Here is a 25486-nt window from a genome sequence, read left to right as displayed (position 1 = left end):
TTTTTTTTATTTAAAGAAAGATTAACATATTCTTTAAATAATTCAGGATCTTGATCAAAAACCGCATAATTATAAGCATATTGAAGTAAAACATAAGCATATCTTTTATTTATTATTAAAAGCTTCTCTGGATCATCTTTAAAAATAATTAATGCATTATCATATATACGCTTAACACCTCGAGGTAACGCAGGATTAACTTTTGCCTCAAAACTAACACCTGTATTTATTCTATACCCCCCCAACAGCTGATCAATATGAAAAATATTTCCATCTAAAGCATTAGCAACATGAATATCAATATCTAAAATTTCATTATTTATTAATAAATCATTCCAAAAAGAAACTTCATATTTATTTCTGAACATTTTAGATGAGTGTGCAAAAAATGGAAGTTTTTTATATAAGTCTAATAAATCATACACCCCCCCAGAATATGTCCAATCTCTATTTTGATTGATACTTAGATTAGAAACTCTAATTACGTCATGACTACAAATATTACAATCTAAATTTTCTTCTAGAACATCAAATTGTTTCTGCAACTTATTTGGAAGCGCTAGGTCATCACCATCCATATGAGCAATATATTTACCATTTGCTTTAAGATAAACTTGTTTTAAGTTCTCTACGGGACCAACATTTTTTTCATGAAATAAAGGTACTATCAATTCAGGATACTGATCTACATACTTTTGTACAATTGCTCGAGTACCATCCGTAGAACAATCTTCTCCAACAATAATTTCAAAATTAAAGTTAGTTTTTTGATTCACTAAGCTATCAAGGCACTCAGCGATATATTTTTCTTGATTATAAGTGACAATACAAACAGAAACTTGAATATCTTGATTCTTCATAATTTACTGTGATCTCTTTGATAATTTAAATTGAATCATCTTTCTCACTTGTTTAGAACTTAATATGGAAACTATTAGGCATAGCATACTGAATATACATATTTGTAAAAATGCAATATCACGCTTTTCTGAAAAATCAATAAAATGAAATACTACTAGTGCCATAAAAGTAACACTTCCAATGCACGGTAAAAAAGCTTTAAACCATTCTAAATTGATATTTGGCTCAATTACTTTATGAACATAACTAACCCAAAATGTAACATAAGTAGCTTGTATTAACACCCAAGCCCAACCTGCACCAATGGCTCCATAATTTTTTGCAGCCCATATAATAGCAGGTATAAGAACTATTGCTGTAACTAGATTACCAATAAAATGTAGTTTTAAATTTCCTTTGGCATATTGTAAATAATAGGGAAAAGCGCCTAAAGTTAAAATAGAATTCCCTAATGCATATAACTGTAAAATTGGTGCAGCTTTTTCAGCAAGCGTAATATCTCCTGTCCACGCATATAATACTTGTTTTGCTAAAATGGCTAATACAATGCCTGCTGTGACAACTATACTTGCAACAAATTGTGTTGCCCCTAGGTAAACTTGTTTTAGTTCTTTTTGTTTTTGCTCGCCATGCAAACGTGCCATTCTAGGCATAATAGCTGAACTTATCGGCGCTCCAATTTGTAAAATTCCACCTGCGACTAAAACGGCTAAGGTAAAATAACCGTACTCAGACAAAGGCAATATGCCCGATAACACAAATTTATCAAGCTGCGTCAACAAAACCCAAACTGACGAAGTGAAGGCAATAGTTAAAGCGAAACTTAAAAGCGGTTTTACCGGCTGCAGAGACCAACCTATGCGTGCTGACTGATTTAGTTTTGGCAATAAAATCTGTGCTTTGAATGCAAGTATTGTAAACTCAAGAACCGCAACAATGAGCTGAAATATAAAAAAACTTTTGACGGTAAAGCCAAAACAATACATGTACAGCAAAACACCAGGAAAACGAAGCGTGGCAATGACAATATTAATTACACTCAGCCAAACAATGCGTTCAAATCCTGAAATTACACCGCGGTATAAACCGGTCATCCATCTTAAAGCCACGCAGATTGCCATAATCTGCAGGCAGAACAGCACATCCGACATGGCTAAGTTTTCTAGTTTTAACCAATGCTCAGCAATATAATGGTTAAAATAAAAAAGTAAGCCGCCGCCTATACATGCAATACCAGTAAAAATAACACTGAGCGACCTAAAAAGCTGCCGAAAGCCTAAAGCTGTTTCTGCGCCAGCATTGTATTGTGCAGTTTGCCGGCTGATTGTTGGGGTAAGCCCAAAATCAAGCAAGCTAAAAAGACCTTGCAACATAGCAAAAAAACCCACTAAACCGTAGGCTTCAGCTCCCATATATTTCATATATATGGGTAATATTGCAATACTAATAATTACTAAATAAATTTGGCTAGCATAGCTAGCCAAAACATTAAGTTTTAAAGACGAATCCGCCACTTACTTATTCCAATATTTTACTTTTTCAACATGTGCATCATATTGAGCATGTGTTATACCGCATATAACTTTGTCATGAAATTGGCCATTGCGGTAGAACCAATCCTGTTTCGTGCCTTCAACGACCCAACCACACTTACGCGTATAAAAATCAATCGAACGCTCATTATAAGCAACCATCTCTCCATCTAATCGATTGAGGCCCAATTCCTTAAAAGCATATTGCATTACTGTCATAACGGCATCAAGCGCATAGCCTTTACCTCGGCTATCTTTATCACCTAACATAATGCCATTAAATGCTGTACGGTTTTTCCAGTCTATATCTACCAAATTAGTCGTACCAATAAATCCCATTTCTTCAGTTTCAATCGCAAAATTCTGAAATTTCATATTATTATTATTAATATTTTTAATATATTCCTCAGTACTTAAACTAGAATAAGGAAAATGCCATCCTCCTAAGTTATACCATATTTCTGGAGAGTTCGACCATTTCGTTAGAAGCGATAAATCCTCCATTTCAAGCGCTCGCAGAGTAACAACTTTGCCTTTAATATTCATTTTAAGTAATCCTGTATTATATCAACTTGGTGTTGCATTTCTTCTATTGAATATCGCTGATCACAAATAAGATGGGAAGCTTTTGAAACTAATTTATGTTCAAAACTATTGACATCTATTCTTACCAAACTATCGGACCAATATGTAGGTGTATAAACTTTTGCATTAATCAAGCAAGCTGAAATCTCTCCATTTAATAAAAATGGATATGTTAGGGGTGATTCTAATTGATCCAAATTAATTTGCAGTTGATTAAATCTGCCTAATTTATCATGCAAAAATCTAAAATTTTTTAAGCGTTTTTCTTTAAAACTCTCATAGTTTAAACTGTTTAAAATTTCTTCAGTAATTCCGGACAGCCGTTTCGGCAAACAGTCATTGAATTCATTTTCATTTTGCTTAAACTTTTCATAGGCTAAGCTTGCATTCGTTAAACGGCGAATCAAGCCATGCTGATACTGCTGTACCATTTCATCAACATTTCTTGAATCATAAGTAGGCACAAAATTCTGTTCAGTAATTAACAGGCCGCCTTCAGCTACAGGCAAAAACTTACGAGGAGAATAGAGTGTTGCAAAACAGTTTAATGGCTGAACAAAAAAAGCTTGCGCATGATCAAAGATCACTTGGTGCGAAGGATATAAATTTAATAATTCCTTTTGAATAGCGCCGCATATTCCAAAATAATTTACATAAAATAAATATTCATCGCTATTTAGTTTTTTCGGCAAAATAGGAAAAAAATTATTCTGTAAATTGTAAAATAAAACTTCAACATTGAGCAGTTTTAAAGGCTCAAGCATTGAATCACAGATAAATCTGGGCATCCAAATTTTTTTAATTTTGCTCTTTCTTATTAAATCATAAAAAGCTGAGCGAGCTGAATGGTATTTAAATGCTTTTGGATAAGGGAACTGAGCCGAATTCGACAAACTGAATTCAAAATAACCACCAATTTCAGCAAACTCTAATTGCATATTTATTCCTTAATTCTTAAATACTATTAAAGCAAAGTAAAATTATCTAATTGCTTATGAATATCCTCAATATCATTAAACATCAGCACATCAATAATGGATAAGAATGGAACAAATTCTTCAGAAAACTGCGGATAAACCGATTTATTGGCTTTAATGAAAAATAATTCAATATTTTGTTCCTGAAAAATACTCTTAGAATACAACTCCATACCGCCAACAGGATTTATATAAGTTGCTGCTTTTTCATTTCTGCAAATATCAAGAACACGATTTTGACCTGATAAATATGTATTTGAGTAAACATCACTGCAAATTTCAAATTCAGTTTTTAAATCTAAATACTGAGCAACATCGATAACACTCTTGATTGCCAGCTCTGAAATTGTTTCAGGCCTTTTTTCCAGTATTTTCTCTATCAAAGCATTTATCTTTGAATAGTTCTTCGCTTTTTTATAGCTAAAAAGTATAGAGTTTAAAAAACTTTTCTTCCATTTCTGATATGCACTTTCACTTATTAAAACATCTTTAATTAATACATGCGAACTTGCATTGCTAAGCGGGATGCTGAACATTTTCGCCTGGTTATTAATCAGGATTTGATTCCGATTAATCCATCCTTGTTTAATAAAAGTCACATCATCATAGAATATAAACTTATCTACAGCATTAATCAGTTGAAAATATCCAATATAAGGCATGAAGTAAGGTTGCATAATTGCCAATTTCATTATGTTTTCCTAATCCGCCACGCTACAAATGACTTCAATTATACGCTTACACTCATCTTGACTTAAGGTCGGATACAAAGGAAGACATAATACGCTCTCAGACAGCCTTTTAGCATTAGGCATTTCAGATGCAAACTGCTTGTAAACTTTCAATTCAGTCATTAGCGGATAAAAGTATTTACGTGCAAAAATATTATTCTCTTTTAATTTTTCAAACAATTCATCACGGCTTAAAGGATAAGGAGATGAAATCACTATAGGAAAGTAAGAGTAATTATCCACATCTGAAGCCTGACGCTCAACTATATGAAGCCCGTCAATACCTTTCAAAAACTCCCTATATAAGGCATCTACTTTCTTTCTTGCTAAAAGTGTTTGATCAATGGTCTTTAATTGAAGCAACCCCAGTGCAGCATGAACTTCACTGAGTTTTCCATTTAAAGAAATATCATCAATAGTTGTTTCATTTACAATACCAAAGTTTTTTAGCTGATCAATACGCTGTTTCATCTCAGCCGTATGACAAACAATTGCTCCCCCCTCAAAAGTGTTAAATACTTTTGTTGCATGGAAGCTAATCACACTTAAATCACCATAATTGAGGAGACTTTGACCTTGATGTTTGACTCCAAAAGCATGCGCTGCATCATAAATCAGTTTTAAGTTATTTTGATCTGCTATTTTCTGTAAGCTGTCTACATCACATGGAATGCCATAACAGTGAACAGGGAGGATCGCAACCGTTTTATCTGTAATTGCCTGCTCAACTTTTTGCGGGTCAATATTTGATGTTTTCGGATCAATATCCACAAAGACTGGGGTTAATTTATTCCAAACTATTGAATGGGCAGTGGCAACAAAAGTATAAGGTGTCGTAATGACTTCGCCTTCACACAAATTCAATGCTTGTAGAGCTGTAACAAGAGCGATAGTACCATTATTAAAGAGCGAAATATAAGAAACGCCCAAATAATCACATAACTCTTGTTCAAGCTGCTGATGTAAAGGACCACAATTAGTTAAAATTTTATTTTTCCAAATTTGCTCTAAATAAGGAATGAAATCATTTAATTCAGGCAATACCGGTTGAGTAACATAAATTGGATTATTCATCAGTCTATTGCCACCAAAGAAATCAAATACTGACCATAATCATTCTTACTCATACTTTGACCAATGCTTAATACTTGTTCTTTACTTAACCAACCTTGATTAAAAGCAATTTCTTCAAGACAAGCCACTTTATAGCCTTGTCGCTTCTCCAAAGTTTCTACAAATTGTGCCGCTTCTAGCAAACTTGCATGAGTCCCCGTATCAAGCCATGCAAAACCACGCCCTAGCAACTCAACATTTAAATCACCCTGCTCCAAATACATTTGGTTCACTGTGGTAATTTCTAATTCTCCACGTTCAGAAGGCTTCACTTGTTTGGCAATTTGAATCACATCATTGTCATAAAAATACAGCCCTGTCACAGCAAAATTAGATTTAGGCTGCTTTGGCTTTTCTTCCAATGAAACTGCTCTTTTTTGCTCATCAAACTCCACAACACCAAAGCGTTCAGGATCTTTCACTTGATAACCAAACACAGTTGCACCTTTTTCACGCGCAACTGCTTGTTTTAACATTGGCGTAAAGCCTTGACCATAGAAAATATTATCGCCTAGTACTAAACACACATTACTATCACCAATAAACGCTTCACCAATAATAAATGCTTGCGCTAAACCATCTGGACTTGGCTGAATAGCATATTGCAGACGAATACCAAATTGTGAACCATCACCTAGCAAACGCTCAAAGCTCTCTTTATCTTCAGGTGTTGTAATAATAAGAATATCCTGAATTCCTGCCAACATGAGCACAGAAAGTGGATAGTAAATCATTGGCTTGTCATATATAGGTAAAAGCTGCTTTGAAACACCTTTGGTAATTGGATATAAACGTGTTCCTGAACCACCAGCTAGAATAATACCCTTTGTTGTTTTTTCCATTATGCACTTACACCTAATCTTTCACGCTGATAGCTACCATCTTGAACTCGACGGCACCAATCTAAATTATTTAAATACCACTCAACCGTTTTTCGTATACCTGTTTCAAAAGTCTCTTGTGGCTTCCAACCAAGTTCTTTTTCAATTTTTTTCGCATCTATGGCATAACGCAAATCGTGCCCAGGTCGATCTTTCACAAAAGTAATGAGTGTTTCATATTTCTGGCCATTAGACTGTGGCTTTAAATCATCCAATATTTGACAAATCGTTTTTACAACGTCGATATTTTGTTTTTCATTATGTCCACCAATATTGTAAGTTTCCCCCACAATACCTTCAGTCACAACGTTATAAAGTGCTCGTGCATGATCTTCAACAAACAACCAATCACGAATTTGATCACCTTTCCCGTAGATCGGTAATGGTTTTGCATCCAAGGCATTTAAAATAACCAAAGGTACCAATTTTTCAGGGAAATGATATGGACCATAGTTATTTGAACAGTTGGTCACAATTGTTGGTAGGCCATAAGTACGCTGCCATGCACGAACTAAATGATCTGAACTGGCTTTACTTGCAGAATATGGTGAACTTGGCGCATAAGAAGTTGTTTCAGTGAATAAATCCGACGTTCCTTCTAAATCGCCATACACTTCATCTGTTGAGATATGATGAAAACGAAACGCTTCTTTTTTTTCTGCACTTAGATTTAACCAATATTTTCTTGCTGCTTCCAATAGGCTATAAGTGCCTACAATATTGGTTTGAATAAATGCGGCAGGGCCATCAATAGAGCGATCAACATGTGATTCAGCAGCCAAATGCATCACAGCTTCTGGTTGAAATTCATTAAATATTTTTTCAAGTGAAGCTTGGTCACAGATATCTGTTTGAGAAAATTGATAACGCTCATTATTATCAACCAATGCCAATGATTCTAAATTGCCTGCATAGGTCAATTTATCAATATTTAATACTTTATTATTCGTATGATTAATAATATGGCGAATTACTGCAGATCCAATAAAACCAGCTCCACCTGTCACTAAAATCTTCATAAACATCCTAAATTTTAAAATTCAACGTATTAAGGTATAGCATTTATATTGTTATCCTTAATTATACCATTTAGATCATGAATTTAAATTGATTTAATATAATCACCCTTTATTTATTACCATTTGATGTATAACCATCCACATATTGTTTTAATATTGCAAACAGCTCATCCAAATCATTACTATGCTGATACTGCTCAAGTTTTGTAAAAATTTGATAAATATCTAAATATTCAAAAAATTTCTCATACGACTTCAAAATCCTTTCATGTCCTGTTTGTTCCACACCTTCCGCATCAATCAACAACTCTTCATACAACTTTTCACCAGGCCGCAATCCAGTAAATTCTATTTTGATATCTCCAATACCATTTTCATCTATCGGTTTAAAACCACTGAGACGAATCATTTGCTTCGCCAAATCCACAATTTTAACCGGCTCACCCATATCCAATAAAAACACATCACCACCAGTGCCCATCGCACCAGCCTGAATCACCAACTGTGCAGCTTCAGGAATGGTCATAAAATAACGTGTCACTTCAGGGTGTGTCACTGTAACAGGTCCACCTTTCGCAATCTGTTTTTTAAACAAAGGAACGACAGAACCTGATGAACCTAATACATTACCAAAACGCACAATACTGATTTGAGTTTTAGGATTTGTCGATGCCAAACCTTGGCAATATAGTTCAGCCATCCGTTTTGACGCCCCCATGACATTAGTGGGGCGTACAGCTTTATCAGTCGAAATCAATACAAAAGTTTCTACACCTTGATTAACTGCGGCATCGACACTGCGAGCCGTACCAATCGAGGTATTATAAATTCCTTCAAAGGGGTTGGCTTCTACCAAAGGCACATGTTTATATGCGGCGGCGTGATACACCGTTTGCACTTGGTATTGCTGAATAATACGTTCTAATTTTTGCTGATTGGTGACAGTACCTAAAACAGGAACAACTTGAATGCCTGAATTTTGTAATTCTCGATCAATGGAGTACAAAGCAAACTCCGTCATCTCAAATAAGATTAAGAGTTTCGGTTGATGTTTCACAATTTGACGGCACAGCTCTGATCCGATTGACCCACCTGCCCCAGTGACCATCACCACTTTATCCTGAATATTTTTTTGTAATAATTCAGGCTTAGGCGGTACAGGGTCTCGTCCAAGCAAATCAATAATGTCTACTTCTTGAATATCTGAAACGCTGACCTGCCCATCGACCAACTGGGTAACACCAGGCAATTCCATAATTTTTACTTGAGCTTGCTCAAAGGATTCAATCAACTGTTTTTTTCGGCTGCGTCCCACAGATGGCATTGCCAATAAGATTTCTTCAATTTGAAATTTAGCGATTTGTTTTAACGCTTTTTGCGGTGCATAAATGTGTAAACCACTGAGTGACTGGCCTTGTAAAGACTTTTTATCGTCAATAAAAAATACCGGTAGATAATTGTCTGAACGATAAAGCGCTGCTGCAATTTGTTGACCTGCTAAACCTGCTCCATAAATTGCTACCCGTTTACGATTTTGCTTTTTGGCAAAACTCCGTAAAGTCACATAGCGCAGAACTGCACGACTCCACCACATCCATGAAAAAACCACAAAGCCATACATGAGTGGAATACTCATCGGAATAAAGGCTAAATTGAGTTTTTTAATGGCATATAAAGCGACAATTTGAATAAAGGTCGCAATGGAAATTCGTAGTAAATAATCTTCATTAAAAGATCGAACAATGGCACGATAAATACCGAGTAAGGCAAAAATGGCCACGCCCGCAATGGCAACAAAAATGTACCAATAATCCAGACCCGACATTACCGCTACATCAGGCTTAGCCAAACGAATGGCGTATACCAACCACATAATAATTGGCAAGACGCACAAATCCATCGCCACCAAAACGATTTGTTTTTGATGACGCGGCAATGAAGCTAGGTAACGGATCAGGTCTTTCACGTCAGGCTCAGATGCTAAGGGAGAAAAAGATTTGGCGCTATTATACGCCAAAGCGTTGAGTTTTGAATTTTAGCGCATTTTAGCCATGACATTTTCAATCGCGTGTACTGTTTTCACGATACTCTCTTCAGAAAGTGTCGGATGTACCAAGAACATTAAGCTTGTTTCGCCTAATTGTTTTGCATGTGCTAGACGTTGTGCGGGACGCCATGGGGTGTCATCAAAAGCTTTTTCTAAATACACTTCTGAACACGAACCACTAAAACACGGCACATTCTGCGCTGATATTTCCGCCATGATACGATCACGCGACCATCCTTCAGGCAAACGGTCTACATTAACTTGTACATAGCATTTATAAGCTGCATGGACATAATCTGAAGATGGCTGAGACACCGTAAAATATGGACTATGTTCAAAAGCGGCTAATATACGTGCCATATTGGCATGACGCTGTGCTGTCCACGTCGGCATCTGTTTCAGTTGTAGACGACCAATCACCGCCTGCATTTCCATCATGCGCCAGTTGGTTCCAAAATGGTCATGCAACCAACGGAATCCCGGCGGATGTTGCTTGTTATAGACCGTATCGAAGTTTTTACCGTGATCTTTGTATGACCACATTTTCTTCCACAAATTTTCATCATTGGTGGTGACCATACCGCCTTCGCCACCCGTGGTCATAATTTTATCTTGGCAGAATGACCACGCCCCAATATGACCAATTGAACCCGCCGAACGACCTTTATACATGGCACCATGGGCCTGAGCGCAATCTTCAATGACATATAGACCTTTTTCTGCAGCCAACTGCATAATCGGGTCCATATCGCACATCCAACCCGCCAAATGTACGCAAATGATGGCTTTGGTATTCGGTGTGATCACCGCTTCAATCGTACAGCGTGAAATATCTTGCGAATCCAGCTCAACATCGGCAAACACCGGATTGGCCCCTGCGGTGACAATTGAACTAGCAGAAGCTAAGAAGGTTCGTGATGTCACAATAACATCATCACCTGCGCCAATATCCAAGGCTTTCAAAGCAAGATCCAAAGCAACGGTACCATTTGCGACAGCAACCGCATGCGATGTTCCCACAAACTGTGCAAATTCCTTTTCAAATTCACGGCATTCTTGCCCTGTCCAATAGTTGACTTTATTGGATAAAAGAACTTTTGAGACCGCATCTGCTTCAGCTTGTGTGAAACTTGGCCACGGTTCAAATGCACTGTTTAACATGGATATTTTCCTAGTTTAAAAATTTATTTAGCTGTCAAAATTCGGGCAGGATTACCAACAACGGTAACACCGGCAGGTACACTTTTGGTCACTACTGCACCCATACCGACAATAGCGCCACGACCAATAATTAAAGGCTGCTCAGGTGTGCCTTGTTTAATCACTGCGCCTGCACCGATATAAGCATGATCTTCAATATGGATATTGCCATTGCATTTTACGCTCGGCGCAAAGGTAACGAAATCCCCAATGATGCAATCATGCTCGACATAGCTATATAAATTGGCATGAAAGCATTTGCCGATTTTAATATTGGATGTGATGGTAACAAATGGACTGAGCGCTGCACCTTCAGCAATTTCAGCTTCATCCATCAAAATGACGTTATCGGCTGAGATTGACCAAAGCCCAATACCATCTGCCTCTAAACGGTTGGCAATTTTTTCACGGACTTTGCTATTGGCAATCGCAATTTGCACGTATTTTTCAGCTGCTGGCTCATCCAAAAAGGTTTGATAGTTCATGGCACGATGACCGTTTACTTTCCCCATTGAATTGAGTGCATCATCAATAAATACAATTTCTGAAGCGTCGTGTTCACGGAGCAATTGCTGGCGTGCAACAGGCATTAAACTTCGGCCACAACCTGAAGCACCATAAATCGCATAGAGCTTAGTCATTTTTATGCTCCGATGAGCCGGTAAATTTGCTCATGGTCGCCTCACCTTCGGCACTGATATCATCCTTAGCAATCACCTTTTGAATTGTTTTCAGCATGATTTTAAAATCTAGCCACAACGATTGGTGTTCTACATACCAAGTATCGAGTTCAAATTTCTTTTCCCATGAAATGGCATTACGTCCATTCACTTGAGCGTGTCCCGTAATTCCCGGGCGGACATCATGGCGTTTGGCTTGCTCTGCATTATATAAAGGTAAATATTCCATCAGCAGTGGTCGTGGCCCAACAATACTCATATCGCCTTTAATCACATTCCACAATTCCGGCATTTCATCCAAACTGGTGGCACGCAGCATTTTACCAAATGACGTTAAGCGCTCACTATCGGGCAAGGGATTGCCCTGAGCATCCACTGCATCTTTCATGGTGCGAAATTTAATCATTTCAAAGGGCTGACCATGTAAGCCCGGACGTACCTGACGAAACAACACCGGTGAACCTAGATTTTTTTTCACCTTATAAGCCACCAAGGCATACACAGGAGATAATAGCACCAGCGCAGTTGAGGCAATTGCAATATCCAGTACACGCTTTAACATGGGTTCACTCATTCGGTTGATTTAACAGCTAAGCTAAGAAGCTTCGTTTCACGATTATAAATAAGATTCAAACAACAACATATTTAGAAAATGTTTTGCTGATTGAATTCATCATATCTTGGTTGTTCAACATCTATTGCACGGAATTATAGATCCGTCCAACGACGATTTACTGAAGTTCCGGGATTATTCATGCTCAATACCTTGGCATAATTCCCTGCAGCCGTTGCATTTTCAGGAATATCCTTGGTCACCACACTACCAGCACCAATCGTTGCATTATTACCAATTTTGACATGTTCAATAATGCAAACATTGGGGCCAATATAGACATTATCGCCAATTTCCGCTGCTTGACGTCCGCCATTGGCACCAATGGTGATAAATTGAGATAGATTCACATTGTTACCAATAATCGTCGTCGGATTGACCACCAATGGCCCACCATGACCGATATATAAACCATAGCCAATTTGAGTCGTGGTATGGATATCAATGCCATACTGCTTTTTTTTATAATAATAAATAGGATAGGCAAACTTCGCCCAAAATGATTTTGCACTGGCTAAGCGCAGCCAAAACGAAAAATTAAAGCCACGGTTAAAAAAATAATTTTTCAGAAATGCTTTGACCGTCACTGTACCCGTGTAACGATATAAATCACTTTTAATATATTTCAAAGTCATACGTTTAACTCAGATCCGGATATAAATTCAGGCAAAAATTTTAGCCATGCAATTGATATGCTTTTTAGATCATTCCCATTTCTGTCAGCATGTGGCGATTCACTTGATGCACATCATATTTATTTAAGGCAATTTCACGCGAACGCTGCCCCATGTAATCAATCAGTTTCGGATCTTCAATAAAATAGCGCATAGCTTGCACTAATTCATCTACCGATTTCACTGCCACTAAATAACCATTCACCCCATGATTGACGGTTTCACGACAGCCCGGTGCATCAGTGGTAATCACTGCACGACCCATCGCCATGGCTTCTAATACCGTACGTGGCGTGCCTTCACGGTAAGAGGGCAACACATAGATTGAACTGGCTGCAATTGCAGGTCGAACATCACTCAGTTTACCCCAAAATTGCAACCGTTGATCCGCAATCCAACAATCCAATTCGTCTTGTGCAATCGCGGATGGATTATCATCAATCCAACCAACCAAATGAAATTCTGCTTCGGGATAATCTTGTTTAATGATGCGCGCCGCTTCTGCATATTCACGTACGCCTTTGTCACCCAATAATCGTGCAATCAGCAAAAAGGATGCTTTAACCATACCCGCATCATTTTTCGGTAACGGCATCACCTTAAAATCTTGTACATTGACACCCGAACCATTCACCACCACTGTGGGCTTATCGGCAGCGAGCAAATGCATGTCTTGAAATAATTTCAAATCGTCTGGATTTTGGAAAAAGACTTTATTGGCATGTTTTAAAGCTTGCGCGTATAGACCATGCACCATTTTTTGGAAAATACTGCGTTGTCCCGACTCCACATTTTGAAAGGCATAGCCTAAACCGGTAATCAAAGCAAAACGTTGAGGAACTTTAGCCAACCATGCTGCCAAGGTGCCGTAGATCACCGGTTTAATGGTATAAGATAGCACCACATCGGGCTGAATTTGGCGAATGTGTTGATATAAATGCTTGAGTAATTTCAAGTCCGCAACCGGATTCGTCCCAGTGCGCTGCATCGGAATTTCATGTACCTGATAGCCGAGTGCAATGAGTTTACGATGTTCATCAGGAAATTGATGCAGCTCAGGTGCCATGATATTCACCTCATAGCCAAGTAAAGCAATCGCCTCCAATAATTTGCCACGAAAATTCAATGCAGAAGGTAAAAAACTGCTGATCATTAAAAATTTCATGCGTTTTGACTCCACATCTGCATGTATTGCTGACTCACATGGTCAATGGAAAAATTGGATTCAACCCGCTGACGCACCAACTGCTTCATGTTTATTTTTTCATTTGAACTGAGTTGAACATAATTCAAAATGGCTTGTGCTAAAGCTTTCGAATCCCGTGGCGGTACAATCCAGCCAAAGTCATCGACAATAAATTTAGCATCGCCCACATCGGTACTAATACACGGCAATCCCGAAGCCATAGCTTCAACCAAGACATTAGGAAATCCTTCGGTAATCGAGGTCATTAAAAAGGCATCAATCGACTGATAAAAAGCAGGCATATCCGAGATTTGATCGAGTAACTGAACTTTTTCACTCTCTAATTGATACTGCTCAAATAATGCTTTCACTTCAGGATGCTCCAAACTGGCGCCCCCACCCGCAATTTTAAATCGAATCGGATGGTCTTTGAGTAAGCTCATGGTTTCAAATAAATAAGGATAACCTTTAGCGGTATGATAACGCCCAGCAAAACCAATCGTAATCGGCTGATGTAACTCCAGATTAGGCTGAAATTGCTGCAAAAACACCCCATTTGGAATCACTACGCTTTGCGGATTATTTAATCCATATGTTTGATGCTGAATTTGTGAAGAATGCGCACAATACACAATACCCGTAGGCTGACTAGACAAATATCGACTCAGAATTAATGCTGTTTTGGTACTCAAAGACTCTTCTTTGGTCGAGGCCAAAGAATGATGAATACCCCAAAAGACTTTGGGTGCTTGTTTCAAACCCAATAGACTTAAACTGGTCAATACATTGGCATGATACATCCAGCATTGCACAGCCTGTGGTGCCCACTGCTTCAGTAATTGACGCAGTTTTAAAATCACTGGCAAGGTATTTATACCATTCCAACCCAAGGCATAATGTGCCTGACAACGCTGCAAAGTCGTTTGATAGACAGTCGAGGTTTTCATCAGTGCAATCACAATATGTTGATATTGCGATTCTGTTTGCTCAATCAAGCGGGCTAGCATCATTTCCGCCCCACCGACACCAGCAAAATTAGTGATGACATGCACAATGGTTGGTTTTGCTGTACTCATTGTGTTTGCTCCATCAAGCTAAGATATTGCTGTTGCACAGTCTGCTTATTGAACTGTTGGCAATGTTGTTCAAAATCCTCAAGCGTATAGTCTACATAAGCACCATATATGGCTTGCTGCATGGCATTCACCATCGCGGCTTTATCATTACATGGCACCAATAAGCCAAATTTTGAGTCTTGCAAAATTTCCATCGGGCCACTTGGACAATTGGTACTTACCACTTTCACTTGAGATGCCAAGGTTGAATCAATACACCCGGCAAGCCTTCCCAATTGGAACTTAAAACAAAGAGTGCTGCATATTTAAAATAGGCATAAGGATTGGCATCAAAACCGGGCAGGTCCACCACTTCCGTTAAATTGAGCGATGTCCGTAATGCTTCAAGCTCAGCCCTCAGCTCACCTTCACCTAATATAATTAAACGTGTTTCGGGATGTGCTTGATGCAGTTCAGCAAAAGAGCGAATTAAAAAAGCAAAATTTTTCGCTTCAGTTAAACGCCCTACCGCCAAAATAACCTTGTGATCTTTGCCAAAAAACCGATGCTGAACCGGTGCTTTCAGTTTTTCAAAATAAGCCGCATCTAAAACAGGATTATAGATGGTCTTTAAATTATTGGTTTGATATTGATAATAGTCACGAAAATCATCTCGTACCCCATTTGAGACACAGACCACTTGCGCTGCATCTCGATAGGTCCAATTGACCAAAGTTTGAAAGATCCATTTTTTCATCCCTGACAATTTCATGTTCTTTGATGGAGTCGAAACTTCACGGAAAATTAATTTCACTGGCACTTTTGCCAGTTTTTTTGCGATCCCACAGACAATATTACTGTGCGTTTGCGTCGCAACCAGCACTTGATAGTTTTCTTTTTGCAACAGTAATTTTAAAGGCTGTATCGCACTAATTACCCGACCACAAGCCAAATCAACCAAGTTAATTTTAGGACTAACTTCAGGCAATAATTTTGATTTTTCATCCGTGAGATTACAGACCACCAAATCAATATTCAGACCTTGTTCAGCAAAACTATTCGCCAGTTGAATCACTGTACGTTCTGCACCACCACCACCCAATGTGGGCAAAAAGAACATGACTTTATTCAACATGATGGAAGACCTAACAATGGGAGATTAAAAATGATGTTGTTGCGCAGCTTGTTTTGCATTTTGCAGTTCAATAGCGCGCTGCACACGCTGTTGATAATCACTAATACCCACTAATTCAGCATCGCTGACGCAGGTATCTTTAATTTTGGTTTGGAAGTCGGCAAAACTAGAAACGACTTTTGCAGGTGCACCGACTGCGACAGAATCATCTGGAATATCTTTGGTTACCACCGAACCTGCACCAATCACCACATTCGAACCAATAGTCACGCCCGGCATGACAATCGTGTTCACCCCAATAAACACATGTGAACCCACTTGAATTGGCGCAAAGCGTTGATAGCGTTGGCCTTCAGCATTTTTTACCAAACAGGTACTGCCATCATGGGTAATAAATTTCACCCCTGAAGTCACTGTAACATGGTCACCGATACTGACCAAAAATGGCTCTGAACCCCAACTTTTAATATAAATGCGGCAATGTTCACCGACCTTCACCCCTTTTTTACGCGCATACGCCACACTGCCTTTGAGCATAAAATAAGCCAAGTCAAAAATTGCAGTGAATACGGATTTAATCAATGCCATGCACAATACCTAAACGGTAAATAGAGAATGAAAGTGGGCTATTTTACGCTGATTTTCAGCCCAGACCTAGACGCTTTTTTCGCAGTAGACTTGGGTTAAAAATCATGGGGTAAATTCAATCTAAAAATGAATGGAAGCCAAACTACTATTTAATTTTTTTCGCCGGCACACCGACATACACGCCCGATTCAATTAAAGGTTTGGTCACAAGGCTACAGGCTCCAATCACCGTATCATTGGCAATCTGAACACCATCTAATACCGTCACCCGCGCACCGAGCCAAATATTTTCACCAAGCTGTACGCCTTGTTTGGTAATCGCATCTTTGACCAACACATCTGGATCATCAAATTTATGATTACTCGCAATAATAATGCTTTGCGTACCGATACGGGTGTTATCGCCAATGGTCACCCCACCGCAACCATTAATAAATGATTTGGAATTAATACTGACGTCTCGACCAATTTCAATCTGACCGCCAAAGCATTTGATATAACAACTTTCACCAATAAAACTATGGTCTGCAATATGTAATGAAGCACCCTTTTCTACAATCAAACTGACCTGATCGCCAATATAGACATGCTTACCAATTTTCACATCACCTGAAATTTCCAAGCAGCAATTTTTACCAAAATATTTAAATTGCGTCCCAAAAGCCAAGTTATAGAAAAACTTTCTCCCTTGTGCACTTAGCCAGTTCAGCAGTTTTAAGGCTTTAAAAAACATCATTTTTTAGTGCTCCATACCGCATATAAAATGGCAAAGTTATAGAAAATCAGCGATACAGGTACCGCCAGTAACATATAAATTTTATTTTCGACATAGAAATATAAAGCGGCAAATAAGCCAATTTTAATAATTAGCTCTATAATTTGTAATTTAAATAATACCTGACTATTTCGCTTTGCAATTAAAAAGGCTGAACTTGGTGGATTACAGAATATTGCCCAGTAACCCAATGCCAAAATCGCAAAATACTGAGAAATACCGACCCATTCTTGACCAAAAATCCATAAATACACCGATTCTGGTAAAACAAAGAAAATGGCAAAAAATGGTAAAGAAACCAAACTCAGCAACACACTACTTTTAAATGCATCTTGTGCCGCATCAGACTGTTTAAATTTACGAATAAAGAATTGGCGTAGGGTTTGTGAAATTAAATTAATTGGCACCCGCAGCGTACGTTCAACAATGGCATAAAAGCCCATCGCCTGCACACCAACAAAATGTGACACCGCATAATAAGGTAGGTTGTGTGAAAAGCTATTCAACAATGCATGTGGTGTGTTGCTATAAATAAAATCTTTATAACCTTTAAAGGCATTCCAACTGACTTGATACAATTGATGCTTCAGCACGTAGATGAATACTGCCAATAACATCAATACGGAACTGACGTTATAACTGTTGATGAGGCTGATACTGAGCACAAGCGGCAAAGATAATTGCACAGCCACCACGATCAAACTTCGAAAAATATTTAGTCCCGCGCAGAAAAATTCTTGATGTGCGGCGAACTGATAGTTGTATAGGCTTTGAATTAGGGTATTCGCCATAACACCACTGACAATTGCCAACACCATACTAAGCTCTAGAAAAAAACTCAGCACAACAGCGGCAACACAACTGATTGCCAAAGAGAAGACGGCACCTTCAAACATCAGGCTTTTTTTATCTGACTCTTCTGCGACCAATAAGGCTTGATCCAGCCTTAAATTGGCAATGGTCGATAAAACACTGACCACCGCCAAGGCAATGCCGTATGCGCCAAAATCATGGACAGAATATAAACGCGTTAAAAAAGGAAGTGCGGTAAATGTGATTACCGCACCAACTAATAAACTTGCTGTAATTAAGCCAAGCGACTGATATTTGGCGACGAGGCGTTGCATCATGTCAGATTATTAACATACCAACGCATCGCCAATTGAATACCTTCTGCAATTTTAAATTGCGGTGCATAACCTAAATACTGCTGAATTTTCGCAATACTGGCTTGTGAATGACGAACATCGCCAGCTCGAAACTCACGATAAACAGGATCACGCTCAAAATTCACTTGGTTTTCTGCGAGCGCCACTTGAATTGCACGATACAACTCATTCAAAGTCGTACGATCACCCAATGCGACATTATATACTTGATTTTTAGCTTCATCACTTTGTGTCGTTGCCGCTAAAATATTGGCTTGTACAACATTCTGAATAAAGCAGAAATCACGACTGGTTTCACCATCTCCATTAATGAAGACATCCTCACCAGCAATCATGACGCCGTCCATTTCGGAATTACAGCTGCATAAGCACCGTTTGGATCTTGGCGCTGACCAAAAACATTGAAATAACGTAGACCAATTGCTTTAAAGCCATATGTTTTTGCAAAAACATCTGCATACAACTCATTTACATATTTTGTCACTGCGTAGGGTGAAAGTGGTTTACCAATATGTTCTTCGACTTTGGGCAATGCAGGATGATCACCATACGTTGAACTACTCGCAGCATAGGTAAAGCTCGACACCTGCGCATCACGTGCAGCCGTGAGCATATTTAAGAAACCGCTGATATTGGTTTCATTAGTAGTAATCGGATCTGCTATTGAACGAGGTACTGAGCCTAAAGCGGCCTCGTGCAATACATAATCCACACCTGTGCAGGCATTTTGACAATCTGCAATATTACGAATATCACCTTCAATGAAGCGAAAATTTGTCCATTGCTCGATTGATACTAAACCTTGAACTTCATCCAAGTTATGCTGATGGCCCGTGGCGAAGTTATCTAAACCCACAACTTTTTGGTTCAGTTTTAACAAGGTTTCCAATAGGTTTGAACCGATAAAACCTGCAACGCCTGTCACCAACCATGTTTTCGGTGCTCGTTGCAATTGTGCACAAACCGTTTGATATTGGCTCATTTTCATATCCTAAAATGTGGTGAATTACAGACGCAAATCAGATTCAGATTGATCGAGTACATATTTCAAGTCATACAGCACATGACTCGCTTTACCTAAAGCACGAATTTCTGCTGCACCCATGGCTTTAAATTGCTCATGTGCCACCGCCAAAATCACTGCATCATATTGACCATTTTCAAGACGAGCTACTGGCGTAATACCGTATTCATGTTGAGCTTCAGCAGTATCGACCCAAGGATCATACACATCCGCTTGAATATGATATTCTTGCAACTCATGCACAATATCGATAATTTTAGTATTACGAATATCGGGGCAGTTTTCTTTAAAGCTAAGACCCAGTACCAGTACTTTCGCACCTTCAACCTGAATCTTTTTCTTGATCATACCTTTGACAAGCTGGGTCACCACATAAGCACCCATACTGTCGTTTAAACGGCGACCAGCCAAAATAATTTCAGGGTGATAACCAATCGATTGTGCTTTATGGGTTAAATAGTAAGGATCGACACCAATACAGTGCCCTCCAACAAGCCCCGGACGGAACGGTAAAAAGTTCCATTTGGTTCCTGCCGCCTGCAACACTGCTTCTGTATCGATATTCATTTTATTGAAAATCAACGCCAACTCATTAATTAAAGCGATGTTGACATCACGCTGAGTATTTTCAATGACTTTGGCTGCTTCAGCCACTTTAATACTTGGCGCTTTATGCGTACCCGCCTCGATAATCAGGTTGTAGACTTCATCGACATAATCTGCAACTTCAGATGTAGACCCAGAAGTAATTTTCAAGATATTAGTCACACGGTGCAATTTATCGCCCGGATTAATACGTTCTGGGCTATAGCCTGCATAAAAATCTTGGTTGAATTTCAGCCCTGAAACGTACTCTAAAACAGGAATACATTTTTCTTCAGTTGCACCCGGATAAACCGTAGATTCATAAACGACTACGTCACCTTGTGAAAGAACTCGACCAATACTTTCCGATGCTTTCACCAAAGGGGTTAAATCAGGCTGTTTGTACTCATCAATCGGGGTGGGAACTGTGACAATAAAGAAGTTACATGATTTTAAATCATCCAAATTTGCGCTATATGCTAATTGCGTAGACTGCGCCAATTCTTCCGGAGACACTTCTAAAGTGTGATCTTGACCTGATTTGAGTTCATCAATACGCTTTTGATGGATATCAAAGCCCACTACAGGGACCTTTTTACCAAACTCAACAGCCAGTGGTAAACCCACATAACCTAATCCGATAATGGCAATTTTTAATTCGGAGAGTTGTAACATACTGAAGCCTATGTTATCGATGAATCACAATCATCGTTATGTTGTAAATAGAGGGTTAATATAGCAGAAAATTAACTTACACATGGGGGAAAGATAGCTAACTTGTATCGTAATTCGCTATAAATGGTTGATCAACAATGGGGGGAATTTACACCTTATTTTAAGTTGCGTAGCGAGTTCAGCAGTAATTTCTTTTATTTTATAAAACTTTTACAATCTGACTAAACATCCCTTATAAAACTTACTATTGTAAACATCTTTGGCTATATTAAAGCGTGTGATTGGTATAGACTTTGCCATTCTGAAAATGAATAAATTGGATATCTTATCCCGTATTCTAATGGGTCAAATAATTTAATAAATAGGATTTGGATTCGAGTGAGTTACTATCGTTTTAGTTGCATATTAGCACTAGGTTTAAGTATGACAGGTTGTGCCATTACATCAGGCCTTCAAACCTATGATTTACCAGCAGAAGGTGCATATCAAACTGATCAAGGTGCTCAGTTAAATGTTGTTCCATTAACTCAAAACAATCTCCCAGCTATCAGCCAATCTAACAACCAAAATTATTCTGATCTTCAGTCTTTATTTAGATCTCAACAGTCGATTTATCGACTTAGCCCTGGTGATGTTCTTTCAATTCAACTTTGGGCTTATCCTGAAATTACCCCTCCTATTCAAGACGCAACCAACATTAAAGCAGTGGGCTATCCCATTGACCCGAATGGCCGCGTGCACTTACCTTTAGTCGGTTCTGTCAAAGTTTCAGGAAAAACGCTGGCTGAGGTGAACACCTTTTTACGTAGCCAATTTAGCAAATATCTGAAACACCCTGACGTGGTTGTTCGTGTCCTTTCATACGAAGGACGACGTTATTTCGTGAATGGCCAGGTTCTTAAAAGTGGTCAATATACTCTAAATGATCAACCGATTAGTCTTTACACGGCTTTAGGTCAAGCCGGCGGTATTGACACAAAAACAGGTGATACCACAAATATTCAACTCATTCGAAATGGGTCGACATATAATTTGAATACCATTCAATTAGAAAAAAATGGTCTATCCCTACACAATTTATTGATACAACCCAATGACACTATTTTTGTAAATACCAAACAAGATCAAAAATTATATGTCATGGGCGAGTCAAGCAAAAGTCAGGCAATTAGCTTGAGAGATCAAGGTATGACTTTAAGTGATGTCTTAGGTGAAAGTGAAGGAATCAACCCATACTCAGCAAGCGCAGCCAAAATTTATGTCATGCGAACTGATTTAAATAATAATGAATCGACAATCTATCATTTAAATTTAAGCAGCATCGGTAATTTAGCATTGGCCAATCAATTCCAAATGAAAAAAAATGACATCGTGTATATTGATGCCTCTGGTTTAGCTCGTTGGCAGCGCATCATGAATCAAATTATTCCATTCTCCAGTGCTTTATATAGCTTCGATCAGCTTGGAAAATAAGACATGGCCTTTCAAAACATCCTTGTTGTTTGTGTAGGAAATATTTGCCGAAGCCCTATGGCTGAGTATTTTTTAAAATCAAATTGCCCAAATCACAACATCGAATCTGCTGGCTTATCAGCAATGGTTGGGCATCCTGCAGATGAAAAAGCCATTCATTGTATGGATCAATTTAATATTGATATGCGCACGCATGTTGCTAAACAAATTACTGCATCTCTAATCAAGCAAGCAGATTTAATTTTAGTGATGAGCAATAATCAAGCCCAGCATATTGAAAAGCAATGGCCTTTTGCCAAGGGAAAGGTTTTTCGTTTAGGTCACTGGCAAGGTCAAAATGTACCTGACCCATACAAGCATGACCAAGCTTTTTTTAATGAATCCTGTCAAAACATCAAGCTATATGTTCAGGATTGGATCAAACATTTAATTTAAATTATTGAATAATCAGTTGTTAAACTATGACTCAAAACTCAAAAACAGAAGACGATACTATTGACTTAAAAGAGCTATTTTTTTCATTGATTGCTCAGTGGAAATTGATCGCACTTTGCATCATATTAAGTTTAATATGCGCCTTACTTTATATCCGTGTTACTCCATCAACCTACTCAACCGATGCTTTAGTACAAGTAGAAGATGGTAAAAGTGCTGCATCAGCAGCATTAATGGGTGAGTTGAAAGAAATCTCTGGTGGTTTAGGTCAGAAATCTCCAGCCGATGCTGAAATTGAAATCTTAAATTCACGCATGGTATTAGGTAAAGTGATTAATGATCTTAACCTTAATATTAAAGTGTTAGATAGCAAAAATACTGTACTCGGTCGACTCATGTCTGCTGAGCAAGGTCAATTAAAATTTGATGCCCAAGGTGTGAGTTATAGTACGCAACAACATCATTTTTTAATTAAGCAACTTGACGTTCCAAATTACTATTTAGATAAAAAATTAAATCTTAATTTTAAACCCGATAATAAATTTACATTAAGTTATAAAGATAAAATCTTGGTTGAAGGCTTATTAAACCAAACTAACCAATTCAACGATACTTATGGTACTTGGAAAATTAATATTTCAAGTCAAAATCCATTTGAACAAGAATTTATCATCTCCAAATTATCACTTCCTTCAGCCGTGAAAGCGCTCAAATTAAACTATGGCGTCTCTGAAAAAGGTAAAATGACGGGAGTCATTGGATTAAATTATTCAGGTGAAGACAAGCAACATATTACAAATGTATTGAATCATGTTTTGGCAATTTATCATGAGCAAAACATTGAACGTAAGACATTAGAATCCAAACAGACTCTAAATTTTCTTGATCAGCAACTTCCAGAATTAAAGCAGCAATTGGAAAAATCAGAGCTCAAATTCAATGAGTTCCGTGAAAAATATAATACAGTTGATGTGACTCAAGAATCAGAACTCATGCTCAAACAAAATATTGAGCTTGAGAAAATGCGTATTGAGCTAAAACAAAAGCAAGCTGAATTATCAGCCAAATACACTCCAGATCATCCATTAATGGCTGAAATTAATGCACAAGTCAGTGCACTAAATCAGAAAACAAGTGAATTAAATCAATCAATTAAGAGATTACCTGAAACTCAGCGTTTATATTTACAGTTATATCGTGATGTAAAAGTAAATACTGAACTTTACACAGCATTATTAAATAGCTATCAACAGTTAAAAATTGTGAAAGCAGGCGAAATTGGCAACGTTCGAATTATTGATACTGCTGTTGAACCTGATCGCCCGATTAAACCTAAAAAACTGATCATTTTAATATTGTCACTCTTTGTGGGTGGTTTTATTGGTGTCTTAATTGCACTCCTTCGCAATATGATGCGTTCAGGTATCAAAGATTCGACTGAAATCGAAAACAACCTTGATCTACCTGTCTATGCAACTGTACCGCGTTCTCCAATTCAAGAAAGCCGCATTAAACTCTTGAAGAAGAAGAAAACAATTCCTGTACTTGCTGTTAAACACAGTGATGACATTGCGATTGAAAGTTTACGTAGTATGCGTACAGCAATTCACTTTGCTTTATCATCTGCAAAAAACAATTTGATTATGATTTCAGGCCCTGCGCCTGAAGTGGGTAAATCTTTTGTTTCAACGAACTTAGCAACTATTTTAGCGCAAAGTGATAAGCGCGTACTGATTGTCGATGCCGATATGCGTCGTGGCTATTTAAATAAATACTTCAATCAAGACAATCAACCCGGTCTTGCAGAGTTTTTAAATGGGCAAAGTGACATTGACAGTATTGTCAAAACTACAGAAATTCCAAATTTAAGTGTAGTGACTCGCGGTAAGAGCCCAACCAACCCTTCTGAATTATTAAGCTCAAGTAAGTTTAAAGAGTTTTTAGATTTAATTGCCGACAAGTTTGATCATGTGATTATCGATACCCCGCCTGTGCTTGCTGTAACTGACGGTATTATCATTTCACAATTTGCAGGTGTGAATCTTGTCATCGCGCGTTATGCAAAAACCCAGATGAAAGAACTTGAACTCACTATCAATCGCTTTGAACAAGTGGGTGTCAAAGTTAATGGTATTATCTTAAACGATATCCAGCGTAGTTCTGCTGGTTATGGTTATGGCTATAATTATTCATACGGTTATAAAGCAGCTAAAGATCAAGATTAACTTTCAGCTATTTTAATAAGCCAGTGTTTATACACTGGCTTTTTTTATATAATCAATAAACAGGCACCTAAAGATTATGTATAAAAAATGTTTTATATATTCATGCTGTTATAGTATAAAAATTAGAAGATGACTATGATGAACTTTCCTACACAGTGTTTGCTCTAACTTTCTTAGCAATCGCATGTTAGGAAAAGTCTGCTAGAATTTCAGCAACTTTTTACATATAAAATAATTGTGGGAAAATA

At 38.0% G+C, this 25486-nt stretch carries 24 protein-coding genes and 1 pseudogene; 3 read left to right on the top strand and 22 right to left on the bottom strand.

Going from position 1 to position 25486, the window contains the following annotated elements; all coding sequences use genetic code 11:
- The 22 genes and pseudogenes from AVJ20_RS10570 to tviB form a co-directional block, all read right to left on the bottom strand.
- Nucleotides 1-860 (bottom strand): glycosyltransferase family 2 protein (locus AVJ20_RS10570; RefSeq protein WP_111885184.1); only part of this gene is annotated, 860 nt, incomplete at its 3' end.
- Nucleotides 861-863: 3 nt separating this feature from the next.
- On the bottom strand, nucleotides 864-2375 hold the full coding sequence (locus tag AVJ20_RS10565; protein ID WP_111885183.1) for an oligosaccharide flippase family protein: 1512 nt from the start codon (nucleotides 2373-2375) through the stop codon (nucleotides 864-866).
- On the bottom strand, nucleotides 2376-2939 hold the full coding sequence (locus AVJ20_RS10560; RefSeq protein WP_111885182.1) for a GNAT family N-acetyltransferase: 564 nt from the start codon (nucleotides 2937-2939) through the stop codon (nucleotides 2376-2378).
- Complete coding sequence (locus AVJ20_RS10555; protein WP_111885181.1) at nucleotides 2936-3916, bottom strand: hypothetical protein; 981 nt, start codon at nucleotides 3914-3916, stop codon at nucleotides 2936-2938. The genes AVJ20_RS10560 and AVJ20_RS10555 overlap by 4 nt, the downstream gene beginning before the upstream one ends.
- Nucleotides 3917-3942: 26 nt before the next feature.
- Complete coding sequence (locus tag AVJ20_RS10550; RefSeq protein ID WP_111885180.1) at nucleotides 3943-4647, bottom strand: WbqC family protein; 705 nt, start codon at nucleotides 4645-4647, stop codon at nucleotides 3943-3945.
- Between the two features lie 9 nt (nucleotides 4648-4656).
- Entirely contained in the window at nucleotides 4657-5760 is a 1104-nt protein-coding gene (locus AVJ20_RS10545; protein ID WP_171319260.1) for a DegT/DnrJ/EryC1/StrS family aminotransferase, read from the bottom strand.
- Complete coding sequence (gene rfbA, locus AVJ20_RS10540; protein WP_111885178.1) at nucleotides 5760-6641, bottom strand: glucose-1-phosphate thymidylyltransferase RfbA; 882 nt, start codon at nucleotides 6639-6641, stop codon at nucleotides 5760-5762. The genes AVJ20_RS10545 and rfbA overlap by 1 nt, the downstream gene beginning before the upstream one ends.
- A complete protein-coding gene (gene rfbB / locus AVJ20_RS10535; RefSeq protein WP_111885177.1) occupies nucleotides 6641-7699 on the bottom strand; it encodes a dTDP-glucose 4,6-dehydratase in 1059 nt (352 codons plus the stop codon). Before rfbB ends, rfbA begins: the two co-directional genes overlap by 1 nt.
- Nucleotides 7700-7808: 109 nt before the next feature.
- Nucleotides 7809-9665, bottom strand: a complete 1857-nt coding sequence (locus AVJ20_RS10530; protein ID WP_111885176.1) for a polysaccharide biosynthesis protein — start codon at nucleotides 9663-9665, stop codon at nucleotides 7809-7811.
- Nucleotides 9666-9734: 69 nt separating this feature from the next.
- Nucleotides 9735-10907, bottom strand: coding sequence for a DegT/DnrJ/EryC1/StrS family aminotransferase (locus tag AVJ20_RS10525; protein WP_111885175.1), 1173 nt, complete (start codon nucleotides 10905-10907; stop codon nucleotides 9735-9737).
- A gap of 23 nt (nucleotides 10908-10930) precedes the next feature.
- Nucleotides 10931-11587, bottom strand: coding sequence for an acetyltransferase (locus AVJ20_RS10520; protein WP_111885174.1), 657 nt, complete (start codon nucleotides 11585-11587; stop codon nucleotides 10931-10933).
- Complete coding sequence (locus tag AVJ20_RS10515; RefSeq protein WP_111885173.1) at nucleotides 11580-12188, bottom strand: sugar transferase; 609 nt, start codon at nucleotides 12186-12188, stop codon at nucleotides 11580-11582. Before AVJ20_RS10515 ends, AVJ20_RS10520 begins: the two co-directional genes overlap by 8 nt.
- A gap of 146 nt (nucleotides 12189-12334) precedes the next feature.
- Entirely contained in the window at nucleotides 12335-12874 is a 540-nt protein-coding gene (locus AVJ20_RS10510; protein ID WP_111885172.1) for a serine O-acetyltransferase, read from the bottom strand.
- Between the two features lie 64 nt (nucleotides 12875-12938).
- Nucleotides 12939-14078, bottom strand: a complete 1140-nt coding sequence (locus tag AVJ20_RS10505) for a glycosyltransferase family 4 protein (RefSeq protein ID WP_111885171.1) — start codon at nucleotides 14076-14078, stop codon at nucleotides 12939-12941.
- Nucleotides 14075-15175 carry a glycosyltransferase gene (locus AVJ20_RS10500; RefSeq protein ID WP_111885170.1) on the bottom strand — a complete coding sequence of 367 codons (1101 nt, stop codon included), beginning with the start codon at nucleotides 15173-15175 and terminating at the stop codon, nucleotides 14075-14077. The genes AVJ20_RS10505 and AVJ20_RS10500 overlap by 4 nt, the downstream gene beginning before the upstream one ends.
- Nucleotides 15172-15417, bottom strand: coding sequence for a hypothetical protein (locus AVJ20_RS18690; protein WP_228157199.1), 246 nt, complete (start codon nucleotides 15415-15417; stop codon nucleotides 15172-15174). Before AVJ20_RS18690 ends, AVJ20_RS10500 begins: the two co-directional genes overlap by 4 nt.
- Entirely contained in the window at nucleotides 15402-16289 is an 888-nt protein-coding gene (locus tag AVJ20_RS10495) for a glycosyltransferase (protein WP_228157198.1), read from the bottom strand. The genes AVJ20_RS18690 and AVJ20_RS10495 overlap by 16 nt, the downstream gene beginning before the upstream one ends.
- A gap of 24 nt (nucleotides 16290-16313) precedes the next feature.
- A complete protein-coding gene (locus AVJ20_RS10490) occupies nucleotides 16314-16877 on the bottom strand; it encodes an acyltransferase (protein WP_111885169.1) in 564 nt (187 codons plus the stop codon).
- Nucleotides 16878-17022: 145 nt separating this feature from the next.
- Entirely contained in the window at nucleotides 17023-17613 is a 591-nt protein-coding gene (locus AVJ20_RS10485; protein WP_228157197.1) for an acyltransferase, read from the bottom strand.
- Nucleotides 17610-18782 carry an oligosaccharide flippase family protein gene (locus tag AVJ20_RS10480; protein WP_111885168.1) on the bottom strand — a complete coding sequence of 391 codons (1173 nt, stop codon included), beginning with the start codon at nucleotides 18780-18782 and terminating at the stop codon, nucleotides 17610-17612. The genes AVJ20_RS10485 and AVJ20_RS10480 overlap by 4 nt, the downstream gene beginning before the upstream one ends.
- Nucleotides 18779-19803 (bottom strand): annotated as a pseudogene (locus tag AVJ20_RS10475) (NAD-dependent epimerase/dehydratase family protein). The gene AVJ20_RS10480 and the pseudogene AVJ20_RS10475 overlap by 4 nt, the downstream one beginning before the upstream one ends.
- 24 nt (nucleotides 19804-19827) lie before the next feature.
- Complete coding sequence (tviB, locus tag AVJ20_RS10470) at nucleotides 19828-21105, bottom strand: Vi polysaccharide biosynthesis UDP-N-acetylglucosamine C-6 dehydrogenase TviB (RefSeq protein ID WP_111885167.1); 1278 nt, start codon at nucleotides 21103-21105, stop codon at nucleotides 19828-19830.
- Between the two features lie 423 nt (nucleotides 21106-21528).
- Here tviB and AVJ20_RS10465 point away from each other — a divergent pair, with 423 nt between their 5' ends.
- The 3 genes from AVJ20_RS10465 to AVJ20_RS10455 are packed head-to-tail and all read left to right on the top strand — an operon-like array spanning nucleotide 21529 to nucleotide 25238.
- Entirely contained in the window at nucleotides 21529-22578 is a 1050-nt protein-coding gene (locus AVJ20_RS10465) for a polysaccharide biosynthesis/export family protein (protein ID WP_111885166.1), read from the top strand.
- A 3-nt stretch (nucleotides 22579-22581) separates the two neighbouring features.
- Nucleotides 22582-23013: a low molecular weight protein-tyrosine-phosphatase gene (locus tag AVJ20_RS10460; RefSeq protein WP_111885165.1), complete on the top strand. Its 432-nt coding sequence runs from the start codon at nucleotides 22582-22584 to the stop codon at nucleotides 23011-23013.
- Nucleotides 23014-23039: 26 nt separating this feature from the next.
- Nucleotides 23040-25238 (top strand): polysaccharide biosynthesis tyrosine autokinase, encoded by a 2199-nt coding sequence (locus AVJ20_RS10455; RefSeq protein ID WP_111885164.1) that lies wholly within the window; start codon nucleotides 23040-23042, stop codon nucleotides 25236-25238.
- The last annotated feature ends 248 nt before the right edge of the window (nucleotides 25239-25486 follow it).

Source organism: Acinetobacter sp. CFCC 11171 (genome assembly GCF_003268405.1).
Taxonomy (GTDB): Bacteria; Pseudomonadota; Gammaproteobacteria; order Pseudomonadales; family Moraxellaceae; genus Acinetobacter; species Acinetobacter amyesii.
The sequence above is the reverse complement of the archived record's forward strand: the minus strand, read 5'-3'. Positions and strand labels throughout refer to the sequence as shown.

Excerpts from the sequence above, each read along its gene's own strand:
- rfbA (WP_111885178.1), bottom strand. The coding sequence starts at position 6,641 with ATGGAAAAAACAACAAAGGGTATTATTCTAGCTGGTGGTTCAGGAACA.
- AVJ20_RS10500 (WP_111885170.1), bottom strand. The coding sequence starts at position 15,175 with ATGAGTACAGCAAAACCAACCATTGTGCATGTCATCACTAATTTTGCT.
- AVJ20_RS10510 (WP_111885172.1), bottom strand. The coding sequence starts at position 12,874 with ATGACTTTGAAATATATTAAAAGTGATTTATATCGTTACACGGGTACA.
- AVJ20_RS10480 (WP_111885168.1), bottom strand. The coding sequence starts at position 18,782 with ATGATGCAACGCCTCGTCGCCAAATATCAGTCGCTTGGCTTAATTACA.
- AVJ20_RS10460 (WP_111885165.1), top strand. The coding sequence starts at position 22,582 with ATGGCCTTTCAAAACATCCTTGTTGTTTGTGTAGGAAATATTTGCCGA.
- AVJ20_RS10550 (WP_111885180.1), bottom strand. The coding sequence starts at position 4,647 with ATGAAATTGGCAATTATGCAACCTTACTTCATGCCTTATATTGGATAT.
- AVJ20_RS10490 (WP_111885169.1), bottom strand. The coding sequence starts at position 16,877 with ATGGCATTGATTAAATCCGTATTCACTGCAATTTTTGACTTGGCTTAT.
- AVJ20_RS10555 (WP_111885181.1), bottom strand. The coding sequence starts at position 3,916 with ATGCAATTAGAGTTTGCTGAAATTGGTGGTTATTTTGAATTCAGTTTG.
- AVJ20_RS10465 (WP_111885166.1), top strand. The coding sequence starts at position 21,529 with ATGACAGGTTGTGCCATTACATCAGGCCTTCAAACCTATGATTTACCA.
- AVJ20_RS10485 (WP_228157197.1), bottom strand. The coding sequence starts at position 17,613 with ATGATGTTTTTTAAAGCCTTAAAACTGCTGAACTGGCTAAGTGCACAA.
- AVJ20_RS10520 (WP_111885174.1), bottom strand. The coding sequence starts at position 11,587 with ATGACTAAGCTCTATGCGATTTATGGTGCTTCAGGTTGTGGCCGAAGT.
- AVJ20_RS10525 (WP_111885175.1), bottom strand. The coding sequence starts at position 10,907 with ATGTTAAACAGTGCATTTGAACCGTGGCCAAGTTTCACACAAGCTGAA.
- AVJ20_RS10495 (WP_228157198.1), bottom strand. The coding sequence starts at position 16,289 with ATGTTGAATAAAGTCATGTTCTTTTTGCCCACATTGGGTGGTGGTGGT.
- AVJ20_RS10505 (WP_111885171.1), bottom strand. The coding sequence starts at position 14,078 with ATGAAATTTTTAATGATCAGCAGTTTTTTACCTTCTGCATTGAATTTT.
- tviB (WP_111885167.1), bottom strand. The coding sequence starts at position 21,105 with ATGTTACAACTCTCCGAATTAAAAATTGCCATTATCGGATTAGGTTAT.
- rfbB (WP_111885177.1), bottom strand. The coding sequence starts at position 7,699 with ATGAAGATTTTAGTGACAGGTGGAGCTGGTTTTATTGGATCTGCAGTA.
- AVJ20_RS10455 (WP_111885164.1), top strand. The coding sequence starts at position 23,040 with ATGACTCAAAACTCAAAAACAGAAGACGATACTATTGACTTAAAAGAG.
- AVJ20_RS10545 (WP_171319260.1), bottom strand. The coding sequence starts at position 5,760 with ATGAATAATCCAATTTATGTTACTCAACCGGTATTGCCTGAATTAAAT.
- AVJ20_RS10560 (WP_111885182.1), bottom strand. The coding sequence starts at position 2,939 with ATGAATATTAAAGGCAAAGTTGTTACTCTGCGAGCGCTTGAAATGGAG.
- AVJ20_RS10515 (WP_111885173.1), bottom strand. The coding sequence starts at position 12,188 with ATGTTAAAGCGTGTACTGGATATTGCAATTGCCTCAACTGCGCTGGTG.